At 43.7% G+C, this 24,848-nt stretch carries 27 protein-coding genes; 1 reads left to right on the top strand and 26 read right to left on the bottom strand.

The window, feature by feature from the left end; all coding sequences use genetic code 11:
- Nucleotides 1–12 precede the first annotated feature (12 nt).
- Nucleotides 13–168 carry a hypothetical protein gene (locus GXO74_16085; GenBank protein ID NOZ63172.1) on the top strand — a complete coding sequence of 52 codons (156 nt, stop codon included), beginning with the start codon at nucleotides 13–15 and terminating at the stop codon, nucleotides 166–168.
- Nucleotides 169–207: 39 nt separating this feature from the next.
- Here GXO74_16085 and GXO74_16080 read toward each other — a convergent pair whose 3' ends face one another.
- The 26 genes from GXO74_16080 to GXO74_15955 form a co-directional block, all read right to left on the bottom strand.
- Nucleotides 208–1,050, bottom strand: a complete 843-nt coding sequence (locus GXO74_16080) for a metal ABC transporter permease (protein ID NOZ63171.1) — start codon at nucleotides 1,048–1,050, stop codon at nucleotides 208–210.
- A gap of 44 nt (nucleotides 1,051–1,094) precedes the next feature.
- Nucleotides 1,095–1,925: a metal ABC transporter permease gene (locus GXO74_16075; protein ID NOZ63170.1), complete on the bottom strand. Its 831-nt coding sequence runs from the start codon at nucleotides 1,923–1,925 to the stop codon at nucleotides 1,095–1,097.
- Nucleotides 1,926–1,937: 12 nt separating this feature from the next.
- Entirely contained in the window at nucleotides 1,938–3,014 is a 1,077-nt protein-coding gene (locus tag GXO74_16070) for a zinc ABC transporter substrate-binding protein (protein ID NOZ63169.1), read from the bottom strand.
- Nucleotides 3,015–3,112: 98 nt separating this feature from the next.
- Nucleotides 3,113–4,417, bottom strand: a complete 1,305-nt coding sequence (locus tag GXO74_16065; protein ID NOZ63168.1) for a hypothetical protein — start codon at nucleotides 4,415–4,417, stop codon at nucleotides 3,113–3,115.
- Nucleotides 4,418–5,114: 697 nt separating this feature from the next.
- Nucleotides 5,115–5,597, bottom strand: a complete 483-nt coding sequence (gene tsaA / locus GXO74_16060; protein NOZ63167.1) for a tRNA (N6-threonylcarbamoyladenosine(37)-N6)-methyltransferase TrmO — start codon at nucleotides 5,595–5,597, stop codon at nucleotides 5,115–5,117.
- Nucleotides 5,594–5,881: a DUF59 domain-containing protein gene (locus GXO74_16055; protein NOZ63166.1), complete on the bottom strand. Its 288-nt coding sequence runs from the start codon at nucleotides 5,879–5,881 to the stop codon at nucleotides 5,594–5,596. The genes tsaA and GXO74_16055 overlap by 4 nt, the downstream gene beginning before the upstream one ends.
- Nucleotides 5,882–5,899: 18 nt before the next feature.
- The gene (locus GXO74_16050; GenBank protein ID NOZ63165.1) at nucleotides 5,900–6,346 is read right to left on the bottom strand and encodes a CGGC domain-containing protein; all 447 of its coding nucleotides are present in this window, start codon (nucleotides 6,344–6,346) and stop codon (nucleotides 5,900–5,902) included.
- 133 nt (nucleotides 6,347–6,479) lie between these two features.
- Nucleotides 6,480–7,331, bottom strand: coding sequence for a (4Fe-4S)-binding protein (locus GXO74_16045; protein NOZ63164.1), 852 nt, complete (start codon nucleotides 7,329–7,331; stop codon nucleotides 6,480–6,482).
- Nucleotides 7,328–8,167, bottom strand: a complete 840-nt coding sequence (locus tag GXO74_16040) for a P-loop NTPase (protein ID NOZ63163.1) — start codon at nucleotides 8,165–8,167, stop codon at nucleotides 7,328–7,330. Before GXO74_16040 ends, GXO74_16045 begins: the two co-directional genes overlap by 4 nt.
- 142 nt (nucleotides 8,168–8,309) lie before the next feature.
- Complete coding sequence (locus GXO74_16035) at nucleotides 8,310–9,158, bottom strand: Mrp/NBP35 family ATP-binding protein (GenBank protein ID NOZ63162.1); 849 nt, start codon at nucleotides 9,156–9,158, stop codon at nucleotides 8,310–8,312.
- Nucleotides 9,159–9,308: 150 nt separating this feature from the next.
- A complete protein-coding gene (locus GXO74_16030) occupies nucleotides 9,309–9,629 on the bottom strand; it encodes a dinitrogenase iron-molybdenum cofactor biosynthesis protein (GenBank protein NOZ63161.1) in 321 nt (106 codons plus the stop codon).
- A 15-nt stretch (nucleotides 9,630–9,644) separates the two neighbouring features.
- On the bottom strand, nucleotides 9,645–10,976 hold the full coding sequence (locus tag GXO74_16025) for a PAS domain-containing protein (GenBank protein ID NOZ63160.1): 1,332 nt from the start codon (nucleotides 10,974–10,976) through the stop codon (nucleotides 9,645–9,647).
- Entirely contained in the window at nucleotides 10,969–11,952 is a 984-nt protein-coding gene (locus tag GXO74_16020) for an NAD(P)/FAD-dependent oxidoreductase (protein NOZ63159.1), read from the bottom strand. Before GXO74_16020 ends, GXO74_16025 begins: the two co-directional genes overlap by 8 nt.
- 18 nt (nucleotides 11,953–11,970) lie before the next feature.
- Nucleotides 11,971–13,083, bottom strand: coding sequence for a cyclopropane fatty acyl phospholipid synthase (gene cfa, locus GXO74_16015; protein ID NOZ63158.1), 1,113 nt, complete (start codon nucleotides 13,081–13,083; stop codon nucleotides 11,971–11,973).
- A 348-nt stretch (nucleotides 13,084–13,431) separates the two neighbouring features.
- A complete protein-coding gene (locus GXO74_16010) occupies nucleotides 13,432–14,706 on the bottom strand; it encodes an MFS transporter (protein ID NOZ63157.1) in 1,275 nt (424 codons plus the stop codon).
- A 58-nt stretch (nucleotides 14,707–14,764) separates the two neighbouring features.
- Nucleotides 14,765–15,403: a methyltransferase domain-containing protein gene (locus GXO74_16005; protein ID NOZ63156.1), complete on the bottom strand. Its 639-nt coding sequence runs from the start codon at nucleotides 15,401–15,403 to the stop codon at nucleotides 14,765–14,767.
- A 179-nt stretch (nucleotides 15,404–15,582) separates the two neighbouring features.
- Nucleotides 15,583–17,505: an FAD-dependent oxidoreductase gene (locus GXO74_16000; protein NOZ63155.1), complete on the bottom strand. Its 1,923-nt coding sequence runs from the start codon at nucleotides 17,503–17,505 to the stop codon at nucleotides 15,583–15,585.
- A 508-nt stretch (nucleotides 17,506–18,013) separates the two neighbouring features.
- Nucleotides 18,014–18,400: a hypothetical protein gene (locus tag GXO74_15995; protein ID NOZ63154.1), complete on the bottom strand. Its 387-nt coding sequence runs from the start codon at nucleotides 18,398–18,400 to the stop codon at nucleotides 18,014–18,016.
- An 83-nt stretch (nucleotides 18,401–18,483) separates the two neighbouring features.
- Nucleotides 18,484–19,761 (bottom strand): cation diffusion facilitator family transporter, encoded by a 1,278-nt coding sequence (locus GXO74_15990; protein ID NOZ63153.1) that lies wholly within the window; start codon nucleotides 19,759–19,761, stop codon nucleotides 18,484–18,486.
- Complete coding sequence (locus GXO74_15985; GenBank protein ID NOZ63152.1) at nucleotides 19,754–20,200, bottom strand: 4Fe-4S dicluster domain-containing protein; 447 nt, start codon at nucleotides 20,198–20,200, stop codon at nucleotides 19,754–19,756. Before GXO74_15985 ends, GXO74_15990 begins: the two co-directional genes overlap by 8 nt.
- Nucleotides 20,201–20,302: 102 nt before the next feature.
- Nucleotides 20,303–21,262, bottom strand: coding sequence for a radical SAM protein (locus tag GXO74_15980; GenBank protein NOZ63151.1), 960 nt, complete (start codon nucleotides 21,260–21,262; stop codon nucleotides 20,303–20,305).
- 288 nt (nucleotides 21,263–21,550) lie between these two features.
- The gene (locus tag GXO74_15975) at nucleotides 21,551–21,925 is read right to left on the bottom strand and encodes a DUF5320 domain-containing protein (protein NOZ63150.1); all 375 of its coding nucleotides are present in this window, start codon (nucleotides 21,923–21,925) and stop codon (nucleotides 21,551–21,553) included.
- Nucleotides 21,926–21,947: 22 nt separating this feature from the next.
- Nucleotides 21,948–22,967 carry a selenocysteine protein gene (locus GXO74_15970; protein ID NOZ63149.1) on the bottom strand — a complete coding sequence of 340 codons (1,020 nt, stop codon included), beginning with the start codon at nucleotides 22,965–22,967 and terminating at the stop codon, nucleotides 21,948–21,950.
- Between the two features lie 18 nt (nucleotides 22,968–22,985).
- Complete coding sequence (locus GXO74_15965; protein ID NOZ63148.1) at nucleotides 22,986–23,708, bottom strand: DUF364 domain-containing protein; 723 nt, start codon at nucleotides 23,706–23,708, stop codon at nucleotides 22,986–22,988.
- A gap of 10 nt (nucleotides 23,709–23,718) precedes the next feature.
- Nucleotides 23,719–23,943, bottom strand: a complete 225-nt coding sequence (locus GXO74_15960; protein ID NOZ63147.1) for a hypothetical protein — start codon at nucleotides 23,941–23,943, stop codon at nucleotides 23,719–23,721.
- Between the two features lie 78 nt (nucleotides 23,944–24,021).
- The gene (locus GXO74_15955; GenBank protein NOZ63146.1) at nucleotides 24,022–24,750 is read right to left on the bottom strand and encodes an MBL fold metallo-hydrolase; all 729 of its coding nucleotides are present in this window, start codon (nucleotides 24,748–24,750) and stop codon (nucleotides 24,022–24,024) included.
- Nucleotides 24,751–24,848 lie beyond the last annotated feature (98 nt).

Raw genomic sequence — 24,848 nt, 5'->3', positions numbered from 1 at the left:
TGGAATTAGTCAGTGGAGCCGACGAAGTCCAGCGAAAAATTTACCACCGCCAAAATCGCGAATATTTTTATCAAAGTGATCAACTGGGCGAAAAAATATGATTTGAAAATTGTAGCTTATCTAATTCTGATATTGTTGGAAGACACGCTTGAGGAAATCACAGCATAGGTGTACCCCACCTTTGAGGTTGAAGTACACCTATATGCTTCATGAAGGTCTTTTTACAATACCCAGTGATTTTGCCAGCAGCGCTAATAGCAAAAATACGCCCAAAAACAAAATTACTGTCGGCGAGCTTGGGACGTCCAATACCCATGACAAATAAAGGCCTAAAACGCTCACAACAGTTCCCAGGCCCCAGCCAATGAGAATTCTGGCCAGCCATTTTTGTGAAAACAGCGCCGAAATGCTGGCAGGGATGATGAGGAAAGCGAACACCGTCAAAATTCCGCCCACGCGCACGGAATGCACCACGGCAATGCCGAATGTCGCATAAAACAGAAAATCCCACCAGAAAGAATAACTTCCGCTTTTCCCGTTGTGATAGGAATCGGTCAATGAGAGAAATTTTTCTCGGAACAAGAGATGAAACAGACCAATGACGCCGAACACAAGAAATAACTCTAAAATCTGTGACCATTTCACCCACAAAATTGATCCCGCAACCATTTCGTGAACGTGCACATCACCGCCGGCAGCTTTGTCCAGCAAAATCACAGCGCCGGTCGCCGCGACCGCGTAGGCAATTCCGATGAGAGATTCCAGCGGAATGGGCAACTTCTTGCTTTTCAGCGTCGCAAACACAAACGCCGCCATCGTCGTAAAAGCGATACTCAGTAAATATCCCGCAAAAGAAACCTGATCGTGCGCGTGCGGCGCCCACCCGGTGATTGTCGCCACCGTTGCTCCCAACGCAGCAATTTGCGCAAGAGCGATATCAATAAAAATAATTTCTCTCTTGATAACATGAATGCCAAAATAGATGTTGATGCCAATTAGAAGCAGGCAAACCACAAACGGGGCAAACATGAACTCAATTGCTGTTAACATAAATGCTCCTATTTTTTCAGTTGTGAATTTGGTTTAGATTTTCATTAAGCCTCTTTCACTTTCCCCATGGCAATTTTCACAAATGCCAGAACAAACACAGTAACGCCCAGCAGAGTCACAATTGCAGGCCCATTGGAAATATTTAAATCATAAGAAAAATAAATGCCGATGATTGAGCCCAAAATCCCAATGACCCAGCTCCAGGCGAATCGATTGACCCACTTTTGAGTGAACAGCGTGGCAATGGCAGTCGGCGCAATCAGAAGTACAAAAATCAAGAAAATTCCTGCGATGGGAACTGCCTTTACCACCACAAAGCCAAAAGTGATGTAAAAAATCAATTCGTAAATGCGCACTCTGCCGATGGAAAAGGGCAGATTTTCTTTTGATTCGGAAATGGCAATGAACTGTTTGCGAAAAATAAAATGAATGACAGCGACGATGGCAATTAAAATCGCCGAGGAAATCACATCGCTCCAAGTCACCCAGAGAATATTTCCGGTAATGGTTTTCGTGATATAATTTGAGCCGCCGGGAATTTTATCCGCCAATAACATGGCAAGTCCCAACCCCAAGCCGTAAATAATTCCAATAATCGCCTCCTGCGGAATCGCCTGTTTTTCAAATTTTGTCAAAGCAAAAATGGAGATCACTATCAACGTAAAAATAAGAGAAACAAGTTCCACCCCGGTCGAACCTTCCGCAAGTCCGGCGAGCAAACCGATCATCGTTCCCAAGGCAGCAATTTGCGCCAAAGCAATGTCGATGAAAATAATTCCCCGCGTCAAAATATGATTGCCAAAATAGCTCAAAATTCCAGCCAGCAGCACGCTGATGGTAATCGGTGCAGCGAGAAAAATAATATTTTCAATCATTTCAGCTCCCCGTTATTTGATATTTGCGTTGATTTGATCAATCCAGTAATCCACTAATTTGAAATTATCGGACACTGCAGGAATACAATTAACAAACATGGGAATGAAAAGCGCCCTGATTCCGGTTTTGCTTTCGATCATGCGCGGAGTTTTCTTCTCGAAATAACTTGCCACCAGCATTAAACTGATATTCTGGTCTTTGATCATCTTAATCATTTTCTGCACATGTTTTGCCGACGGCGGTATTCCCGGTTTGGGTTCAATGTAACCGGCAATTTCCAGCCCGAATGTTTTGGCAAAATATCCCCAATTTTTGTGGTAGGCAATGATTTTTTTCCCACGAAAAGGCAGCGCTTTTTTCAGCCAGCCGCCCAAATGGTCGATCAATTTTTCGCCTTTGTAATTTTTCTGCAGAAAGGTGAACAGCGTGCCGTTATCCAGCAATTTCGCCAGTGTTTCGCCGCCGAACATGTCCACTAATTCATCGCCAAACAAAGTGCGATCCACCTTGTCAATGAATTTATCCCGATTTGCAATGTAGTAATCCGCATTAGCAGGATCCACTTTTTGCAAGCCGATGGTGATATTTCTCGCAATGACGCGCCAATTCAGCGGGCCGGTATTGATGTGAGGATTGCCCAACGCATGAATGTCTCCTTCGGTACGATCCGCGTGAGCAGGGATATCAATGATATGGCAACCCTCAGACACCGCGACAAAGCCAATCTCACCGTCCATGATTTTTTTATTCCGCGCTTTATCCAGTAGCGTCGTTGACCAAATTTCTAAATCCATTCCTGTCGTGATCCACATATCTGCATCGCGCAGTTTCATGGCATAGCTTGGTTTCGGCGGCACAAAATGGGGGTCATCCTCTCCGGAAGCGATGTAATCGACGACCGCTTTGTCACCGGCGATTTCTTTAGCAATGGAAGCATAATCCGAAAATGAAGCGACGATTTTCAATTTCTTTTCGCGTTTTACTTTTTGACCCTGTCTGCGCTGATGTCTCTTTTGCGCAAAAGTAGCCGAAGACAATAAAAATACAGATAATAAAATCACAAAAAGAGCTCTTATTTTAACTTTCATTTTATTTCTCCTATTTTATTTGAACTCATCCAACCGTTCTGATTTTAGCATATTTTTCCTAATCACGAAAACTCTGAACTAAAACTACGAACGCCAAACTAATATTTCTCATGCTTATGCGGTCCCATCGCCCAATTTACGTGAAAAGTAAGCGTACTTTCGTCGGGATATGGGCCGGCAAGGCCAAACACATTAGTGAAATCGCGATTGGAATACTGGTATTGAATTCGGTAATAAACGAATTCGCTCTGCCAATAATCGAGGCACGCCGTAGCCGTCCACTCTTTTTGGCTGGGATCGTAAGGCAGTTCCGAATAATCAAAACGCCCGGAAATCCACCAACTGGCATTCAATTTATTCTGCAGGGAAGTAAAAAACCCCTTACTGGTGACATCGCCTCCAACAGTTTCTTTTTTACTGTAAAGCAATTCAGTGCGCCATTCAAAAGTGCGGTATTTTGACCTACCAACAGGAATCCACTTCAATGTCAGTCCAAGATCACCAACGTAGCTGCTGTATTTTTCAGCGGGATCGTTTTTTCCGGTGACACCGCTCAAAGTGAACTCAAAATATGTGGATCGGCTGAGGTCGTAATAGTTTTTGAAATGACCCGAGAAAAGCAAATTGTATTTCCCATTATCAGTAAAGCTGAAACCATTGCCGCCTCTGATAAGTGCGGCATCAAAACTTGTGGCATCGGCGCCTAACAATCTGGGTAACAAGAAATTTCCTGCCAAACCAAAGCCGGAGACGCCTTCTCTCCCGAACAAATCGATCAGAGGTTTTGGCCTGTCGAATTGCGGCAAAGCATGATCGTGCCAACGGTTGAGACCGCCGAATTCGGTTTTGAATTTTCCTATTTTCAAATTCATATTGAGCGGCAAGTTGAGCCACTCCATGTAGGCTTCCTCTACTTCAATTCCCTCACTATTTATTGAAAGAAACGTTTTCCCGCGAGTGAACGGATCAAGCGGGGAAATCAGACTCAAATGCAACTCGCGCAGATAAAATCCATTATTGCCGTAAGCAATTTCACTCGGTTTATTTATAAAATCAGACTTTGAAGTGCTGATGCTGCCGAAAAAATCACCACCGACGCTGATGTTGGGATTCAGGACAGATTGCTGCCGCACACCAGTGTGGAATCTTTTACCAATGCCGATAGTTTCTTTATTTTTCACGGTCGTGAGCTGCGAAGCTTCTTCCATGAGTTTTTTCAGTTCATTTTCCTGCTCTTTTTTTTCAATTCTGGCTTTCAATTGCTGTACGATTTTTTCTAACTCCAGAATTTTTTGTTGGGTCGAATCTTGAGCAGTTGTTTTTTTCTGAGAAAAAGCCTCTTTTGCCAAAAATCCCGGCAATAAAAACAAAAATAGCACAAAGATCAATATTTTTCTGGACATACGAGCTCCTCCTTCAAATAAGCAATTACAAATTTAAATTATCAGATTTAATTTGTCTCAAACTTTTTTCCGGTCAAAGTCAGGATACACCATAGCGCTACATTGAACATAACATTCCTGCCTCGACTTGTGATTCAATGCCGGGCTGAAATAATCCGCGATTGCCATGTCATACCAATAAGTGTATTCCTGTCCCTTCGACAAAAAAAGATGGAATTAAAAATTGCTGATAAAAATGAAGATTTTAAGCCGCATGTGGCGGAGCACGCAATGAGGGAGATGAGTAGGTTGGTGTTCTGTAATAGAAACTCTGTTTTCTGAAAGCTAATTCATGGGCAAATAGCAAGACAAAAATAATTAACAAAAGGATAAAAAATGAAGCGAGGTTGAAAATTGAGGAATAAAATAAAAATCCCGCAGCAGAATGTTGGTGACAAGGTACAGTTGCTGCATTATGCGATTTTTTCTGGTATGGGTGTCCATGAATCACATAATGCGAATCAACGATGTGAAAATGTAAATTCGAATAAACCAAAAAAGTGGTGACGATGAAAGTCAGCAAAGTGATGATTGCAAGAACTTTTTTGGCTCTGTTTCCCATTAGTTTGCCACTTTTGTGATTTGAACCAAAACATCATTGAAATTGTTTAAGAAAATATTACTAATCAGCAACAAAATTGTTCCCCTTCTTTCCCGATCATTTTTTCAAAATAGTTCTCTCGGGAATTTTCTTTCCGGAAAAATGCTTTTCAATCCAGCCATACTTCACATTTTCCCTCTGATCGAACTCCGGACAATAAGGTTTAATATCCAGCAACGGAGTGCCGTCGATCATGTCTACGTCGCTGAAATAGAGTCTGTTTCCTTCGATCTTTTGGATCTTTACAACGGTGAAACCGAGATGGTTAGGCCTGTGTGGACTGCGAATGGCAAAAACGCCGTGCTTTTCATCTTCCAGATAGGGTCTCCCCCGCAAACGCTCTTCTTCTGTCAGATGGAAATAATAAATGAGAATCGCATGGCTAAATTCGTCCAGGTCTTTCAAACCGGGGACATATTTTTCAGCCAACTCAACCCACGCCACCACTTCAGGTTTAAATATACCCTGAATAGGCATGTCCTTAGAATTTTTGTACGGCGAATGAATCACGCCGATGGGTTTTAATGTTATCGGCTTCATTTGTTTTGCTCCAGCGCTATTTTCACCTGTTCAGCATAGACGAAGTTTTTCACTTCAATTTTAATGTCTTTTACACCCTCTACTTTTTTCAATGCTTCCTGGATGCTAATCGCCAGTTGAAATCCCAGCGGACAAACCGGCGACGACGGAATAAAAGTCAAAGAAACCACACCGTCGTCTGTCACCTTGAGGTCTATCACTAATCTCATGCGTACCACGTCCAGGCTGGTCTCAGGGTCGATCACCTGGCTCAACGCTTGAATGACTTTTTCTCGTAATTCCATTTTTTCACACCGGTATTTTTAGTTATAAGTCAATCTCGTCTCTTGGTCCGCCATTGTGGGCGCTAAAATTTCCTCCCACTCCGGCGATGCCCACGTTTTCAATTCCTGATGCGTTTTCAAATATTTTTCAGGAATCGGATGTGTGCCATAAACGACTTTCAAGCCATATTTGTTTTCAATAAAATCCCGAAAATGAGTCAGATACGGACACGGCGGATAGCCGACCAAAAGCCCAGTCGCTAAATGGATGACTTCAGCGCCATTACTTTTCATTTCCTCCGGTGCATATTCGATATTTCCGCCCGGACAGCCGTCGCAAGTCGTGTAACCGACCAATTCGACGTCTTTTCCTTGATAAATAGCAAAAGCCCCTTCCCGATTACGCAGTGCCCGCAGACATTTGCCGCCAGCGCACGTTCGGTAGCGGTCGCAGATAATGATCCCGATTTTCACAGATTTGCTCACGATTACACCTCCGATTTCTTGTAAATTTAAAAAAAGCCGCAGAGGTCACAGAAATTTTCTTTTGTTTGCAAAGAAAGCGGCATTATCAAACTGAAACGCGCTAACTCGAAACCCGAAACGACAAACCAGAAACTCATTTAACTTTTTCCCAAATCGATCGCACCGCTTGCGCGATTCTGCCATCGGAATACTCGATGACGTTCTTTCCCGCAACCATCGCCGCCGTAACCTCGGTATCGTAAGGGATTTTTCCGGCGAAAATTACCTCATTCTCCTGGCAAAATTTTTCGACTTCTTCAGTAATTTCTTCGTTCAAGTCATATTTGTTCACGCAAACGTAGGTGTTGATGCCAAAATGCCCCTTGGATAAATTTACGACTCGCTCCAGATCGTGAACTCCGGAAAGCGTCGGTTCCGTGACAATGAGTACGGCATCTGCACCGGTAATCGAAGAAATAACCGGACAGCCCACACCAGGCGAACCGTCAACAATGACATAGTCCAGATTCTTCTCTTCCGCGATCAATTTCGCCTGCCGGCGTACCAGAGAAACTAATTTGCCGGAGTTTTCTTCGGCGATGCCAAGTTTTGCGTGCACGAGAGGCCCGAAACGGGTTTCCGAAATGAACCATTCTCCGCTCACAACCTCATTAAAATCAATGGCGTCCACCGGGCAGAAATAGACACAAACGCCGCAACCCTCACATGAAATCTGATCGACAACGTAGTCGTCGCTAATGGCATCAAACTGACACACTTCAATGCATTTCCCGCAATCAATACAATCCTGCTGGCGAATGTAGGCCTTCCTTCCGCTGCGGAAATCTTCACGATGCTTAATATCCGGTTTTAGAATCAAATGAAGATCGGCAGCGTCCACATCGCAATCGGCCATCACCTTTTTTCCTGCCAACGAAGCAAACGCAGACGTGACAGTTGTTTTACCGGTACCGCCTTTTCCGCTAATAATCACTATCTCTCTCATGCGGCAACCCTCCCTTCGATTTCCCGATACAACGCCAAAAACTTGTCTTTAAATTCGGGATACAAATCGACAATGGGCATTCCGCGCGAATAAGCCTCTGCAATTTTTCTGTCGTTATTAATTTCCATCAAAATGGGGATATTTTCACGGGTGCAATAGTCATGTACTTCTCTGTTGCCCACATCGGCGCGATTGATAACCACACCGAAATTCAAGCCGATTTTTCGCACCATTTCCACGGCCAATCTCAGATCATTTAGCCCGAAAGGCGTCGGTTCTGTGACCAAAAGGACAAAATCGCTATCTTTGATCGCTTCGATGACCGGACAGGATGTCCCAGGAGGCGAATCGATGATCACTGTTTTCTTTTTGTCCATTTTTTTCTTCACTTCGCGAATCAAAGGCGGCGACAAAGCCTCGCCAACGTTGAGTTTTCCGTGGATAAATTCTATTCCGTTCCGGTCTCCGCGTTCTAATTTGCCGATCTCTCTGTCTTCCGTTGAAATTGCTTTCTGTGGACAAACGAGCCAGCACCCGGCGCAAGAATGACAGAGGTCAGGAAAAACGAGCACGTTCTGCTTAATGACGACAATGGCGTTGTATTCACAAATTTCGCCGCACTTTCCGCAATAATCGCATTTGTCAAAATCGACAACCGGTATTGGCATCCCGAAACTCAGTTCATCATCAAATTTCGGCTTCACAAAAATATGGCCGTTTGGTTCTTCCACATCACAATCGAGATACTGGACATTTTTTTCCAATGAAAGCGCCAAATTGATGGCAAGAGTAGTTTTACCGGTTCCGCCTTTTCCGCTGGCGACGCTGATAATCATGGCAATTCTGCCTTTCTATTTTCAAATTACACAGCCGGCAATTTGTTCATTTTTTCACAACTCAAAATTAGCACGAAAATAGGCTACCGCTTGCCATGTAAACGTCTGTGAAAACGGCAGCCTGCTTTTCAATTAATTGAGATTACTTCTGATTGGTTCTCTCGATGATATTATTCACAATTTCCTGCATCGCTTTTCCGGCTTCGGACTTGGCATAGTCGGTGATGTAAGGCGTGCCGTCATCGCCGGTTTCCACAATTTTCGGATCAATGGGAATCCTTCCTAAAAACGGCACATTCATTGAATGCGCAGCCCGTTCGCCGCCGCCGATTTTGAACAAATCAATGGGTTCCCCGCAATGCGGACATTTGAAGCCGCTCATGTTTTCAATAATTCCCAGCACCGGAATTTTCAACGCTTGGGAAAAATGGACGGTTTTCCTGGAATCAATCAGCGCCACATCCTGAGGCGTGGTGACGATAATGGAACCGTCAGCTTCCGGAATGAGCTGGCAAACGCTCAGCGGCTCGTCGCCTGTTCCGGGAGGAGAATCGATAACCAGATAATCCAGATCGCCCCACTCGATTTCGCCGAGGAATTGTTTAATGGCGCCCATTTTCAAAGGACCGCGCCAAATAACCGGCGCATCCGGATCTTGCAACAACGTCGCCATAGTAATTGCTTTGATGCCGTCGATTTCATTGGGCAACAAGCCATTTCCTTTTTCGCTGGGACGCAGCGCCTGGCCCTCGATGCCTAACATTTTTCCCAAAGAGGGGCCATGAATATCGGTATCCATCACGCCAACCCTGAAGCCGGCATTCTTCAATCCAAATGCCAAATTTGTCGCCACTGTGCTTTTGCCAACGCCGCCCTTGCCGCTCATGACAATTATTTTATGTTTTATGCGCGTCATGTTTTCCTTGATCATGTCATCAAGTAATTGTTTTTGCTTTGTTTTGTCGTCAAGACCAATCGTATTTAAACTCATTTAAAGCCTCCACTAACTAATCGTTTTTCTTTACAATTAAAATATCCTCACAACTATCTGAATATTTTAAACAATTTAATTTTTTGTATTTGAACCACTGCTCTAATTCATTGATTTGCTAACCAAGGCACGTATGCTTTCTGCCTTCAATCATTGCTGTTGCAAATAATTTTCTACGGCCTCTTTCACGGTCAAGCCGCCAACTCCTGTCACCACCTTAACCCCAACGGCGTCCAGCGCCTGCTGCGCATTGACGCCGACATTGCCAGTTAGTAAAACTTCTACGTTGTGCCGGGAAATCTCTCGCGCTGCCGCAGGGCCCGCGCCACTGGCTGCTCCGAAACTTGGATTTTCAAAAATAGTGAAGCCCATGGTTTCAGAATCCACAATCACAAAATATTTGCATCTACCAAATCTTTCATCTGTTTGCGCGCTCATAGAGCCGCCTTTTGCTGTCACGGCAATTTTCATCTTCGTACCTCTATTTTAAGGTTCTTCAATTCCCAATCTTTGAATCATTCTCCGCAAAGTGCCTTTGTCGACATTCAATTCTCGGGCTGTCGCCATTTTTTTCCAATTATTTCGAATTAGTGCCTGCTCCACCGCACGCTTTTGAATTTCGGCCAGAGTCATTCCGGCAGTGATTTGCTGACTCACTTTCCTGAATTTCGACGTCAACTGCTCCGGGAGATGGTTGATGTGAATCGTTTTTCCGTGACAGAGAATAAAACTGTACTCAATGATATTTTCCAATTCTCTGATATTTCCCGGAAAATCGTAATTCATCAGCACGGTCAACACTTCATCGGAGACGCCTTCAATATTTTTATTTTTTAATTTGTTAAATCTGTCGATAAACTGATTAACGAGCAGCGGAACGTCCTCTTTCCTCTCTCGTAATGGCGGAAGAGAAATGGAAACGACATTGAGCCGATAATACAGATCTTCCCGAAATGTCCCCTCTTCAACCATTTTTTCCAAATTTTTATTGGTCGCCGCAATGATACGCACATCCGATTTTATTGATTCTGTGGAACCCAACGGCTCGTAAGTTTTCTCCTGCAAAACGCGCAGCAAACGAACTTGCAGCGCCGGAGAAACATCCCCTATTTCATCCAGGAAAATAGTACCGCTATCAGCCAGCGCAAACCTTCCCGGCTTGTCTCTTTTGGCGTCGGTGAAAGCGCCGGCTTTGTAGCCAAACAGTTCAGATTCCAATAATGTGTCCGGCAGCGCTCCGCTGTTGACGATGATCAACGGTTTTTTAGCGCGATTGCTCAAATTGTGAATCGCCTGTGCGAACAATTCCTTTCCGGTTCCGCTCTCGCCTCGAATCAAAACCGTGCTGTCGCTCACAGCGATGTCCGGCAAGATGCTAAAGATTTTCTGAATTCCCGCGCTTTTGCTGATTATATCCTGAAAATAATATTTTTTTTCAAGCTTTTTTCGTAATTCAACGATTTCCGAAACATCGCGAAATGATTCAACGCCACCGATAATTTTGCCACTTTCATCTTTCAAAGGCGCAGCGCTGATGGTAATCGGCACCTGTTCGCCTTTGGCATTCACGATGTAAATCGATTTATTCCTGATATACCTGTTTTCTTTGATGCTCTGTTTCAAAACGCACTGGCTATCGCACACATTGGAATGAAAAACATCGCGACAGATGCTTCCCAGCGCCTCTTTTTTAGAGACGCCGGTGATTCCTTCCGCGGCTTTATTGAAAGACGTTATTCGCCAGTCGCAATCCACAGTAAAAACGCCATCGGCGATGCTGTCCAGAATTATTTCATTGTGTTTCTGATCTTTAATCATAACTTCTCAATAGATATGCTCGCCCTAACTTGTACAACATTCCCGGCTTCGAGAAACTATTCTTTTTGATTCTTTTCAGCGAAAAAGGTTTCTTCTGAACTATCGATTCCGCCGCCAAAATGCCGCTGCGCACCGCGGGTCCGATTCCTTCGCCCATGTCTCTCGTTGCCAAACCGGCAGCATCGCCAATTACATAAGCACGTCCATTTTGAACAAAATCGTTATCATCGCGGAGAAAGTAAACATATCCTTTGGGCTCAAAATCGACTTTTTGAACCAAGTTTAGCTTTTTGAGTTCCTTGACGAAGAATTCCCACTGATTTTTGATTGTATCCCTGTTCGCCTTGATTTTCTCCGCGTAGCCGCCAACGCCAAGATTAAGGACGCCATTTCCTTTGGGCACGTACCAGGAGTAACCCGGCAGATTGTTTTGCACAAACCAAAGATGACAATTTTCGTCCTGATAATCGTATGCAAATTCATGCTCCAGGCTGGCGATCATTAAATTTTTGCGTCTGGGTTTCTTTTCTTTAAAAAAAGTTCGATAAACAGGACAATACGTCCCGCCAGCGCCCACGAGATAGCGGCACTCGAATTTTTCATCGATCACGTAAAATTCACCGCGCTGTTCAATATTTTTCACCTCGTGCGTGTGAACATCAGCGCCTGAACGCTGCAAAAGCCACTCGTCAAATTCGATTCTTCGGATGGCGTATTGATTCACCGGGATCTTCAAATTTTTATTTTTAATGTGCACGCGAAAACGATCAAACCTCACGATGCGGTGCGGATAGTCATCGATTTCAATTTCCAAATCCGAAATTACTTCCGGCTGAATCCAGCCAGCACATAATTTAAGCCGCGGGAATGGTTTTTTATCCAAAATCAGCGCATCAATGCCAAGCTGCTTCAATTTCCAGGCGCAGGTCGAGCCAGCGGGACCGCCGCCGACGACTATTACTTCAGCGCGAACCATAGTCACTCCTGTCTTTCTTTAGCAAATTCGGCAATGCGGCTGTTTTCGTCCCGGCTTGGTCATAACAAATTGCCACAGTTGATGCTGACGGGAGCGAAATCCGCCAGCGCTGCTCAATAAGTAAAACCGCCACATGCGAAAAAAACGTTCGCCGTATCTGTCTTTGAATTTGGGCCAGGATTTTTCGAAATTATTGTACCACGCCAGCAGCGTCTTGTCGTAATCAGGGCCAATGTTGTGCAAATCTTCGATCACAAAAAGACCTTCCAGGGCTTTGGAAATTTGCGCGATGGAAGGAAGCATACCGTTCGGGAAAATGTATTTGTTGGTCCAGGCATTGACGTAAGTCGTGCTGACGTTATTTCCGATGGTGTGAATGAAAGCGATGCCGTCATCTTTCAGACAGCGATGTGCCACCTCCATGTAAGTACGGTAATTCTTGTAGCCCACGTGCTCCAAAATGCCGATGGAAATTACCCGATCATATTTCCCCTCAGCTTCCCGGTAATCTTGATGGCGAATTTCTACAGGCAATGCTTTGCAATACTCTCTGGCGAATTCGACCTGCTGCGTGGAAATATTGACCGCGACAACGTGGGCGCCATATTTTTCTGCGGCAAATTTAGCAAAACTGCCCCAGCCGCAGCCGAGTTCCAGCACCGTCATCCCTTTTTCCAGACCAATTTTTTTGCACACAAGATCTAATTTTGCTTCCTGCGCTTGGTCTAAATTTTTGGCATTTTTCCAATAAGCGCAGGTGTAATTCATTCGCTTATCCAACATGGTCTGGTAAAAATCGTTTCCCAAATCATAATGTTGCTCGCTGACTTGAGAAGCGCGCGACCTCTTTTGCCGATTGAAAAGTTTGCTCTGCAAAATATAAAGCGCCATTTTCCAGTTGCCTTTTACCTTCTCATCGATCCTCGCCTTGAGAAGCCGACTGATAAACTCATCCAGCGCTTCGCATTCCCACCAATCGTCCATGTAAGACTCGCCAAGCCCCAGCGCGTGATCACTCAAAATTCTTTGGTAAAAACGATTGTCTTTAACTTGAATATCCCATTGCTCAGGCCCGTTGATTTTAATACCAGCTTCCGATAAAAGCCCCTGTACAATTTGCTCTGCTTTCATTTTGCTACCTCCGGTTTCAGATTGGATTATTAGCTTTCATAAAAGCCGTTATTTTCTCTCATTGTGGCAACAAAATCCTAACCTGCAGGTTTAAATGAAAAATAAGCATATTCCTTCAATAAATCAAATGATTTATTGAAAATTTTTAAAAATGACTTCGCCTTAGGTTCAGAAAAACACGCCTGCAGTTTCTCTGATCTTGTAAATAATCTTCATTATGTCAAAAAAGAAATTCTTTCCATTGGAATTTAGTAGCATTAAAGCTTAAACTTGAACAAATCGGATATTTTAAATCAACAAAAGAATGACGGACGAAACGATTAAATTTCTTCTCATAGCAACTCTCCATCAAATATCTGTGATTTCATACGTGATTTCGCACTCCTTATCTCCGCGTCTCGGTTCGCAAAGCAAAAAAGATAGCACAAAACCAATGGCGATAAGCGCGAGATTGGTCAGAAACAAAATTTGATAACCAAAATTGTCGACAATGATGCCGCCGACGAGCGGAAAAAAATAAACCGGAAATTTCAACGTCCCGCTAATACTCAGGAACAGCGGTCGCAGTTCTGCATTGCCGATTTCTAAAAAATAGTTGCTGAAACCAATATTGGCGCCATCCATAAAAAAACCGACAAAAACGAAAACCAGCAGATAACTCCAGAATGAATTGGCAAACAGCGCCATGGTGACCGCCAGAAACGCCATAGAAACAGCGCCGCGAATTACGGTAGCCGGGCCCACACGATCGGATATTCTCGACCAGATTAAATTCGACAAAATTGCACCTGACATTTGGGCTGAAATGAAATAGCCAATCCACGCGGCGGGAAATGATAATTTTTCCTTGGCATACAGCACAAAAAATGGTAATGAAAGGAATAAACTGTAGCTCAAAATATTAGTTAAAACGCCATAGCCGAGCGGAGGATAACGGCGCAGATGAGTTTTTATTTGCCGCAACAGCGGTGGCTTTTTGCCATTTTTAGGCGCAAATTCATGCTCGCGAAACAGGGACAAGCCGGTGTAGGAAATAGCGAGAACAACAAATGTCACAAAGAACAGCATACTGTAATTTTGCGGGAAATCCATTTTCTTACTACTGAGAATGAGCTTCACCAAGTAGCCCGCAGCGACAGCGAATAACCCGCCTAAAAATTGTTTTGTGCCCCAAAATTTTCCGCGGCGTTCCGCCGGAATGGCGTGCGCGATCATGTTAAAGTAGGGAATCGCCGCGATGCCGCCGCCAATGGAAAAAATCGTCAGAAAAGCGACAAATGCGATGACGACAAAAACCGGATTGCCGCTGCCCCAAACGAAAGTGACCACGGCTAAAAATCCCCAGGCGAGCCAGCGGATCCACAGCGCCTTGATCAAAATCGGTTTGCTTTTTGCTAATCCCTGCATTTTTCGCGCGATAAGCAATTGCGGCAAAGCACTGCCGGACTTAATAATGCTGATCATCAAGCCAATGAGCAATTTCGACTTGGTAAAAGCATTCATAAAAACAGGCAGAACTGCAAACGGTTCGCTGAATGCCATGCCAAAACTAAACATCACGCCATGGATCAGCCCCATAGTGAAGTTCCAACGATAATTTTCAGGAAGATCTTTTTGTTTCATCAATCACTTTCGTCAATCAAACTAATCTCAAGTTACTCAAACAATTCTGTCAATTCTCTTATAATTTTTCTGCTTTTAAAAGTCGCACAATTTTCCAATAAAAGAAATCTTCAGTGAAATTTCCAAATCCTCGCTCCGATAACCACTTCTTCCAATCACCTTTAATATAATCAAAAGCAAGCGGACACTCGACTTTTTTGAAACCTTTCCGAATCGGCCAGCTTTTCTGTTCCAAATCAAATTCATTGTAATCCAGAATGAAGAATTCACCGCCTTTTTTCAGCGCTTTTTTTGCATTTTTAACAATGAATTCTTTTTGGTCGTCGGGGAAGCCGTGGAAAACAAATGAGATAAAAACTTTATCAAATTCGCCTTCAAAAGGCAGGGGTTCTTCAATTCTCCTCTTTTGCAACATTACATTAGAAAATTTCTGGCACTTCCTCTCGAAATTTTGAATCATCTCCTCGCCAATATCCAGTCCGATGATGCTTCCCGCATCGGAAAGATATTTCACCATCAGGCAGCTATTTCTGCCAGTGCCGCAGCCCATATCCAGTATCTTATCTTTCGGTCGGATATTCATTTTTTGAATTGCTCGACGGATGAAAAGCGGATAGCTGCCAAAAGTCAGGAAATTCATTAACTTGTCGTAGTGACGAGCTTCAAAGCCAGTCACTTCTACTTTTGATTCGCTCATATTTACTCACTTTCGTTTAAATGATAAAAATTTATTCTCTTCGCCTGCCGCGCTAATTTTTGTAAACAAGATGATGGTTTCCGCCATAATCGGTTTTAACCAAGTTGGGAGAGGTCCCACGATTATTAGTCGACGGAAACCATCATTTCCGTTTTTGCCGCAAAAAACCAAGGGAAAAATCACTTAACCTTATTGATCAATTCCATCCCCTCTGTGAACGCGGATTTGATGTCACCGACCTCGTGAGCATCACCAATGGCGTAAACTTCGCCGTTGCAGCACGATTGCAATTTTTCAGCTAAATCTGTCATCGGCTTCATTCCCGCGGCAATAATCACCGTATCAAAAGGCGCAAGCTGTTTTTCTTCTCCGTTTCGGCTGATGATAGCGGCGTCATCTGCAAAACCTTTCACTAATGTATTGGTGTATAGCGTCACATTTTTCATTTTTGCCAACTTCATCAGCAGAACTTTCCTGGTAATGGGCTCCATATTCGCTGCCGCCTCCGGTAATGGCTCTACACCGACCACTTCTTTATTTTGATTTGCCAAAATTGCTGCTGCTTCCAATCCGATCATTCCAAGGCCAACGATCAAAATTCGATCTCCTTTTACTTTGCTCGGATCAGAGAAAAAATTCAGCGAGGTCAGATAGTACTGGGTTTCGAGATTTTTAATCGCAGGGATATTCTGCCTTGAGCCCGTGGCAACAATTAGGACATCCGGATTTTCTTTTTCCACCAATTCCGGCGTTACTTCAGTAGCAAGTTTTACGTCCACATCTACAGTTCTCAACTGTCTTTTTACGCTGTCAATGGTGCGCTGTAATTGCTGTTTGAGAAATGAAAGCGTCGGGGCATATTCCGCCTGACCGCCAAGATGATCGCTTTTTTCGAAAATTGTGACTTTGTGTCCCTTGCGCGCCAGATGAATTGCTCCGGAAATTCCTGCTATTCCGCCGCCGACAATCATCACCTTTCGCGATTTCTCGGACGGAGTAATTTTCGGCATGTTGAAATCGGGATTAACGATACATTTGATCTTCTCGCCTTTTTTCACAGAACGCAGACATCCTTCCAGACAACCGCCGCACAAAATAATTTCCTCTTCCTTGCCGGAAATCATTTTGTTGGGAAATTCCGGGTCAACAATCAGCGGCCTACCCAAGGCGATGTAATCCGCCAAACCTTCGCCTAAAACCTTGTCTATTTTCGGGACAAAGCCCATTCTTCCCACTGCTATCAGCGGCAAGTTGGTCATTTCTTTGATCGCTTTCAAAACGCGAAATTGCTCATCCTCGGGCATCGCCATGTGGTTGTAGTACCAGGGCGGATTATCGCAAGCATTTCCGTAGCCAACATGCAACGCAGACGCCCCGTAGTTTTCGCTCAACTCAAAAAGCGGCGCTAAATCTTCCGGCACAAGCCCGCCGTCAACAAATTCTTGTCCGGAAACGCGCACGATGAACGGCAAATTGCCCTTATTTTTAGTCACTTCGTCAAGGACTTCGCGGGCAAAGCGGAGCCGATTTTCCAGACTCCCGCCGTATTCATCGGTCCTTTTATTTGTCCTTTCAGAAAAAAATTGCGCCACGAGATACCCGTGACCAAACTGAATTTCGATAAAATCGGCTCCTGCAGCCACCGCGCGTCTCGTTGCCGCGCCGAAACCGGCTACAATTTCCTGAATTTGTTCTGTTGTCATTTCTTGTGCTTCAGTGCCCGTAGTCGGACATACCATTTTTGACGGCGCCAATGGAGTTTGTCCAATGACTTTAGGATTGGCGGCTCTACCGGCATGATTCAGATGAATGCCAGCAACAGCGCCATTTTTGTGAATCGTGTCAACAAGTTTTTTGATGTCGCCAACAAAAGAGTCATCATGAATACTCAACTGTTTCGGATGTTCTTTTCCGCTCGGAAGCACAGCCATCGGCTCCAAAATAATGGCAGCCGTCCCCCCTTTCGCTATTTTTTCGTAGAATTTAATATTATCTTCAGTCACTTTTCCTCCGGGAAGTCCCATCGAGGTTTTCACCGGAGCCATAAAAAAGCGGTTTCTCAACGCCACGCCATTAATGTTTGTTTTATCAATCGCCTTCATGAAAAATCACCTTTCATTTCTTTTTTTGCCCGCTAATTCCATTACATGGTTAATTGTTATCTGTCATTTTAGTAACAAACAAATTAGCAAGTCGGGCCTCCGGAGCCGCAGTGATGCAGCAACTTGCAAATGGCGCAGTTTTTATTTTTAATTAAGATGGACATATTTTGTCGATCCTTTTAATGCGGATAATCTTTTTGAATTCGGTCACGAAAATTGAATCTTTGATATCGCAATAGAGAAAAAGAAAAGTTCCCGGTCAATGGCTTTTGCAAATTTGACTATAAATATGAATGACCAGTTGGAAAATTTTAAGTAAAATAGCAATGAAAATAATAAAAGCCTTACGGCTTAATTCCTAAAATTCCTAAATTGGAGTGGAGTTAAGGCGTCAGCCTTTTAAAAACAATAAATTAGCGACTTATGTTCAATTTTAACTGGTCATTCGCATTATAAGTGCTTTCAGAAATTGCTTTCTCCGACGAAAATTATTTTCCAGCAAAGCTCCCTAACTTCTGCTGGCGCAGGAAAGCAAGGCATCTGCTTCCTTGTCGTAATACTTGAACAAATCATCCTGGCCATCAAGGTAAGAGCTAACGGCTTTTTCGGCTTCTTCAATAGTGGAAATGATCACTTCAAAACTGTTTTCCGCCAGTTTTTTAATTGATTTTTTCCCCATGCTTTGCGCCATAAAAATCTGGCAATCATTGAGCAATTCCATAACTCTCTCGGCATTACCGTGTTGATGTTTTTCTTCAAGCACGTCCGGATTAGGCCGCAATTCTTCGGAAAATATTTTCCCGTTCAGAATTTCATAAATCAGATAGTATTTTCCTTCGCCAAAATGTCCCTTGCGAATGAAAATCTTATCGTCGGTTGCAACGGCGATTTTCATATTTGAAACTCCTTGTATGGAATGAACTGATTAATTTATGAGACACTTTTTTTCTTTTTAGATGACACAACCCCGGAAACGATTTACTCCTTTTCAACTTCCGCTTCATCCACAGAGTGCGTGGGTGCGGTAATGCGCGGAAGCTTGTTTTCTTTGTACATCGCTATCACGTCTTCCACCTTGGCATCCTCATTGCCAATCTGATAAAGATCAATAAAATTCTCCTTCAGCATGTAAAAAGAGATTTCACCGATTTGGCTTGTGAAAACCATGTCCAGATCGTAATTCACGATTACCTTAACAACGTGCACTCCAATGTGCTGTTTACGATCTAAAAATTCATTGAGGTAAAAGTCTTCAATTTCAACATTGTCATCAAATATTTTCAAAATGACAAAGTACGGCGCTCTGCCGAAATGACTATTAACCTGCGAACGCAGACCATCGATATTTTTTACCGGAATAATCGCACGAATTTCTCGCTGGCGCGACGGCTCCACATGGACAAATACGGATTCCACAGAAGGGAATTTTTCCATAATTTGTTTTTCCACATCATCGGCAATCTCATGCGCCTGAAAAATTGTAATTGATGGATTTGTGGCAAATTCGGTTTCCACCAGGCGAAAAGGACCTGCTTGCCTGATTTTCACATGATTCACCGACTTGACGCCTGTTACTTCTGAAACAAGCTTCTCTATCTCCCCCTGCAAAGGCTTGTCCAAATTTGCATCCATCAAAACCAGCAGCGAATTCCAGATATTTTCCATTCCCAATTTCAAAATCAGCAAGGAAATCAATATGATAATTGCGCTTTCCACGTAGGGAATGCGCCAATAAGCCACGAGAATGCCCAGCAAAACCACAGTCGATGAGAAAATGTCCAGAAACGATTCCTTGCCGTTGGCAATTAAAGATTGCGAGTGAATCTGCTCGCCGACTTTTTTCTCTTTTCTGGCGATAAAAAAGGCAATCACGATCGAAATTACCGATGCGCAAACAGGCAAAATCGGAAATTTTATGATCGGAGGCACAACGAATAATTTGCGATATCCTTCAATCAGTAATTCCGCGCCTGCCCACACAATGAATCCGCCAATGAACAAAGTTACAAATGTCTCCGCTTTGTAGAGACCGTACGGAAAACGCTCGCTTTTTTTTCTCGCCGCAAGCCACAGTCCGAATCCCGATGCGAAAATGGCGATACTGTCAGCACCGCTATGAAAGGCATCAGCGACCAACACTTTGGAATCAAACGCAACGCCTACCACGCCTTTGAGCGCAGAAAGCAGCAACGTGATCAAAGTCGCCCAAAATGCAATCTTCTGCCCCATTTTTAATTGTGCTGTTTTGTCAGCCATTCTCTCCTACCTTAATTGCCCCAAACGGACAAGCAGGAATGCAGACTAAACAGCCACTGCATTGATTGGCATCAATGACCGCGTTGTTATCAACCATTTTAATGGCATTTACCGGACAAACATTGAGACATTTTCTGCAGCCCGTACACATTTCCGCATCTACGTTGGGGATCTGCGCCATTGGCGCTGCCGTTGGTACTGGTCCTGCGTTTTGCAGACCCGATTGAAATTGTCGCGTCATCGGAGTGCCGCAATTGGGGCAAATCGTCTGATAACAAGGGACTCCTAACTGATGCGGTACAACTGTTTTGCAATTGGGACAAATACAAAAATTATTTTTTTCTGATAAAAACCGTCCTCTTCCTCCTCCGCCCATTCCGCGACCGCCACCGCCGCCACCTCGTCCACGTCCTCTTCCGCCTCCAAATCCAAATGGCATAACTACCTCCAGTTTGTCACTAAACAAAAACTAATCATTGTCGGTTAATTCTAATCAATTACTCACATTTTTTTGACATTGTTCATCATCAAAGCATGTTTTTCAATTTTCTTCAGCCTCAGTTTGAGTGAGAAAAAAATTACCGCGCGACATTCTTTTTGCAGCAATAATATTTTTCTCCAACAAGGCTTCAATGTATTTGTTTATTTCATTTTCATGCTTCCCCAAAGATGCGGAAAGATCCGCCGTTGTGCAGGGCCGGCGACGCAGCATTTGCAATATTGCGTTTTCCACATCAATGCTGTAGCTGCTTATTTGTTCTCTCTTTTTAAAATTTGCAATTATCTCCGTTTCCCAATCTAACTGTTCAGCTATTTTTTCTAATGTCTTTTTTGATGCCTGCCGAACCCATTCGGCGGTTCCGGGCCTGTCAAGCGTATTTAATTGCACCAAATCAGGCTGAATAAAATGAACCGCGTCTTTCAAAGCCGCAATTTGTTCCGATGTGTCATTAAGCCCGGGCACAATGAAGATTTCCAGCCACATTTTTCCGGTGAATTCAGATCGCAATTTGACGATCCCGTCGATGATGGCGTTAATTTTCAGATCTCGATGAGGGTGATTGATTTTTTTGAAAATATCTTCGGTCGCCGCATCCAGCGACGGAAGAATAATGTCAATCTTTTTGACTTCCTGCCTTACTGCCGGATCAAAAAACAATGTGCCGTTTGTCAGCAACGCTAATTTGTATTCGGGGAAATTTGATTTTATGAAATCACAAATTTCACCGATTCCTGAATGCAGGGTAGGTTCGCCTGAACCGGAAAAAGTGATGAAATCCAATTTTGGACGATCTTTGAGAAATTCGCCCAATTCTTCAATTACATCCGTTGTTGGAATATATTGCTTCCGCTCAACTGTTAAATCAGTCGTTTTTCCGCACTCACAGTAGACACAATTCAAAGAACACGTTTTATGCGGAACCAGATCAACTCCCAGCGAAATTCCCAAACGCCGCGAAGGCACGGGACCGAATAAATGTTTGAATTTATTTCCGCTCAAAATATTTTTTCACTTTCAATTTTTTTGCACATTTTTATCACCGGTTTGTCGAGAAAACTGCCTTAATGACCACAAATCCACCATCGCCGTAGCCAGTGCGAAACTTTTGCACATTGCGTCAAACGGTTTTGTTTTTGGCATTTGAAACATTCTTTTGATTAATAAAAATGCTAAGGCTAATATTCCTACTGTTACTTGAATTCAGTTTCTGGTAGCGGCTAATTCGTATCTGTTGCTGTCGATTCCGGAGAAATATATTAGCCTTAGCACCCATTTGTGCATGAAGAATTATTCATTATGAGATTCTTTTTCCAATTCTTCAATGCGTTTGTTCACATTTTCCAGGGCATCCTGAAACGATTTCGCCTGATTTTTCAGAATATCCAATTCTTGCTCAGGAGCAACCGGCGCTTGATAAGCGACGCCATAATTGACCGGATAAGCCGCGCCCCAACCCGAACGCGCCCAACCTGGCTGTCCCGTCGCCCAATACCAATTACGATGTCCTCGACCATAACCGCCCAATCCGCGTCCGTAACCAAAGCCGCCGCGTCCGAAAATTGGATTCGCATAACCAGGTCTACCGTAACCAGCGCAATAACCTGCTGCTCTTCCGGTCATGGGGCCCATTCCCATGGGTCCTGTTCCGTCACCTGCTGGCATTTTCGTCACCTCCTTCCAGGGATTAAAAGCCAAATAAATAAAAAGTTAGACCAAAAATGACTCCAAAAGCCAAATTAAACAATTTAATCAAAACCGAATCTTTTATCGAATAAGAAAGCAAGGGAAGCATTCCATGCCCATCCTGCACGATGGAACTCGCTAATAGAATTGAGAAAGGAATCATTCCTTGAGCAAACATCATTACAAAAATCAAATGGGGACCCGACTCAGGCAGCAGCGCAATCAGCACAGCAATAATTCCGACCCAGGCATGGTGATTTCTGACAAATGCTTCCAAATTCCAATATTTGAAACCGATTTCTACCAGAAAAATAGCGAAAAACGACCACAAAAAAACTCGCCACAAATGTTTCTTCACAATATGATTCCAGACGTGTTCGCGCAAAAAGTGCTCTGGAACACTACCAACGATGATAGCTGCAATCGCGATCAAACTCGTCATCGTTACTCTTTTCCAGTCCCAGTTCTGAGGCCCGATCGCGCCGCTGGTTAACGCCATAAGAAACAAAATTGAGAAAGCCAAAAATCCCAACCGCAGCCACGAAATTTTCAACAAATTTTTCATCAAATCTTCTTTTTCAAAACCGGCAAATGTATCGGCAGTATGAACTTGTTGCAGCTTGCATTCGTGACATGGCTTAATGGGCAACAGTGGCGTTACCTTATCCGTAACCCAGGCAAGGACGATACCTAAAACGAACAAAATACCGAATAACAACAAGGCTGTTTTCGGGAAAAGCGTCAACATGACAAATGCCTCATCGCCGGAAGTTGCGATCATCCCGCCCACTATCGCACCGAAAGAAAGCAAGCCATGGACGTAAAATGAAACATTCAAATAAGCTCCGAGACAGCCGGGAGTCGCTCCCAAAAAAGAAGCGATTGAATATTGACTCCAGCGATTGGTTTTCAAACTCGAGGACATTTTGCCTTTGGTAATCACATTCACAAAATCAACAATCAACATCATCACAAAAACAAACACTGTGATCATTAGTGAATGTTTTAAAACACCTACCATGCAACAAATCTCCTTTATTTATTTCCTCATCCGCGCCAGCAATTTGATCCCGTGAATTTGTTTGAACGTTGCTCCCTGGCGCACGGCCATCAAAACCTCCTCTGGGTTTTCCACTTTACTTCCTGCTAAAACATCCAATCCATAGTCAAATAGTAACTCCAACATCGGTGTTGACGCGCCAAGCATAATTTTCAACGCATCTTTTCTGCAAAAACTCAATACATTTTCCAGCGTGTGGTTGATCAAAGTTGTCGCTGAAATAGCAACGATATCGCATTCGGGTAGTTTATTCTCAATTTCTGAAGCAGGCAAATCACCTTCCTGCAACCTTTTCTCGAAAACATAAACTTTTTTCGCCACTGTTTTCAATTTAGAAACAAACGGAAAATGTCCGATAATTCCAATGGTCCTGTCAGTCCCCTTCTCAGCAATGATCTCAAAAGCATTTATCGGCTCGCATTTGCTTTCGTCAATTTCAATCAGTGAATTGAGCGCCGCCAGTCCAACGCTTGCCTCCGACAGACTGGCAGAAAAAATCAAAGCGGACAATTCGCCAATGCTCTTTTGATGAAGCCGCCCCGCATCACTAATTTTGTGATTTTGATGCGGTGGCGGATCGATCAGACTCGACGCCAGCCCGCAAAATCGACTGACTACAGCCGTCCAATGGAGTCCGACTTGAACATCTTTCACCGGAAAATTTCTATCGACAGCATTTACCAGATCGTGCAAAATTTTCATTGAACACCCGCTATTCCTTGGTCATTGTGGCGCCGCATTTGGGACACTGCAATTGATAACAGGGAACTCCTCGCTGATGGGCAATCACTGTCCCGCATGACGGACAAACGCAATTTCCGCCGGGACCTGATCCCGGGCGTGCTCCTCCCATTCTGCCACGTCCGCCTCCTCGTCCCAGCCCCCTTCCGGTTCCCGGTCCCTGTCCGGCAGGTCCTGTTCCGTCTCCTCTTGGCATAATTATCACCTCCAGATTTATTAATGATTTTCTTTTTGTTAAATGAAAATACCATTAATGGCTATTATCATAAACACCCTATTGCCCCTTCTGTATTTCAATTTTTTTACCAACCCCTGAATTGATAAAATTATTTCCAAATCCTGACGCGAAATATTTCAAAGCAAAATTTCCTGAGCAGTGACTCGGAGCGACTTTCTGCACTCCAAGTTGTTTTAATTGATCAGCGACTTCTCTGATCTGATAAATCGCATTGTCTTTCAAATGAAAACCGCCCATGACCAGAAAAACTGACTTTTGAGGGAACAGTGATTTTGCATTTTCAACAATTTTCACAATGCCCGGATGCGCGCAGCCGGTGAGAATTACCATGCCTTCCGGTATGTCAACTATCAGCGATTGTTCTAACACACTTCCCGGCAATTCCCCCAACGAATAAATTTTTTCTGCAATTTGCAGTTTATTTTTTACGCGCGTTACTTTCGCGCCCATCCTGAAAATTTCATTTTCCCCCTCTGCTGAAAATGAAAAGGGCACATAAACTGTGACATTTGAATTTTTCTGCAAAAATGCACACAAACCACCAACGTGATCCCAATGTTCGTGGGAAATAACCATCGCACTGATAGATTTTAAATCAATTTTCAATTTGGTCAAATTGTGCAGCAAAATCTCGCCATCGCTGCCGGCGTCGAATAAAATTGTGTCTGAATCAGTTTCGACGATGCAGCTATATCCCCAGGCTGTTTTCAGTTCGGGCAAATAACTCAGATTGTCAAAGACTACCTGTAAAATAACTTTTCCCATGGTGCAATTTCCATTGTATTTGTTATGCTCCGCTGCTTTTTCATCAGGAAAAAACTCAGCAGCGAAAAAATCAACAAAGCATTTTTCAGAAAAATCAC

The organism is Calditrichota bacterium (genome assembly GCA_013152715.1).
Lineage (GTDB): Bacteria > Zhuqueibacterota > Zhuqueibacteria > Thermofontimicrobiales > Thermofontimicrobiaceae > 4484-87.
The sequence above is the reverse complement of the archived record's forward strand: the minus strand, read 5'-3'. Positions and strand labels throughout refer to the sequence as shown.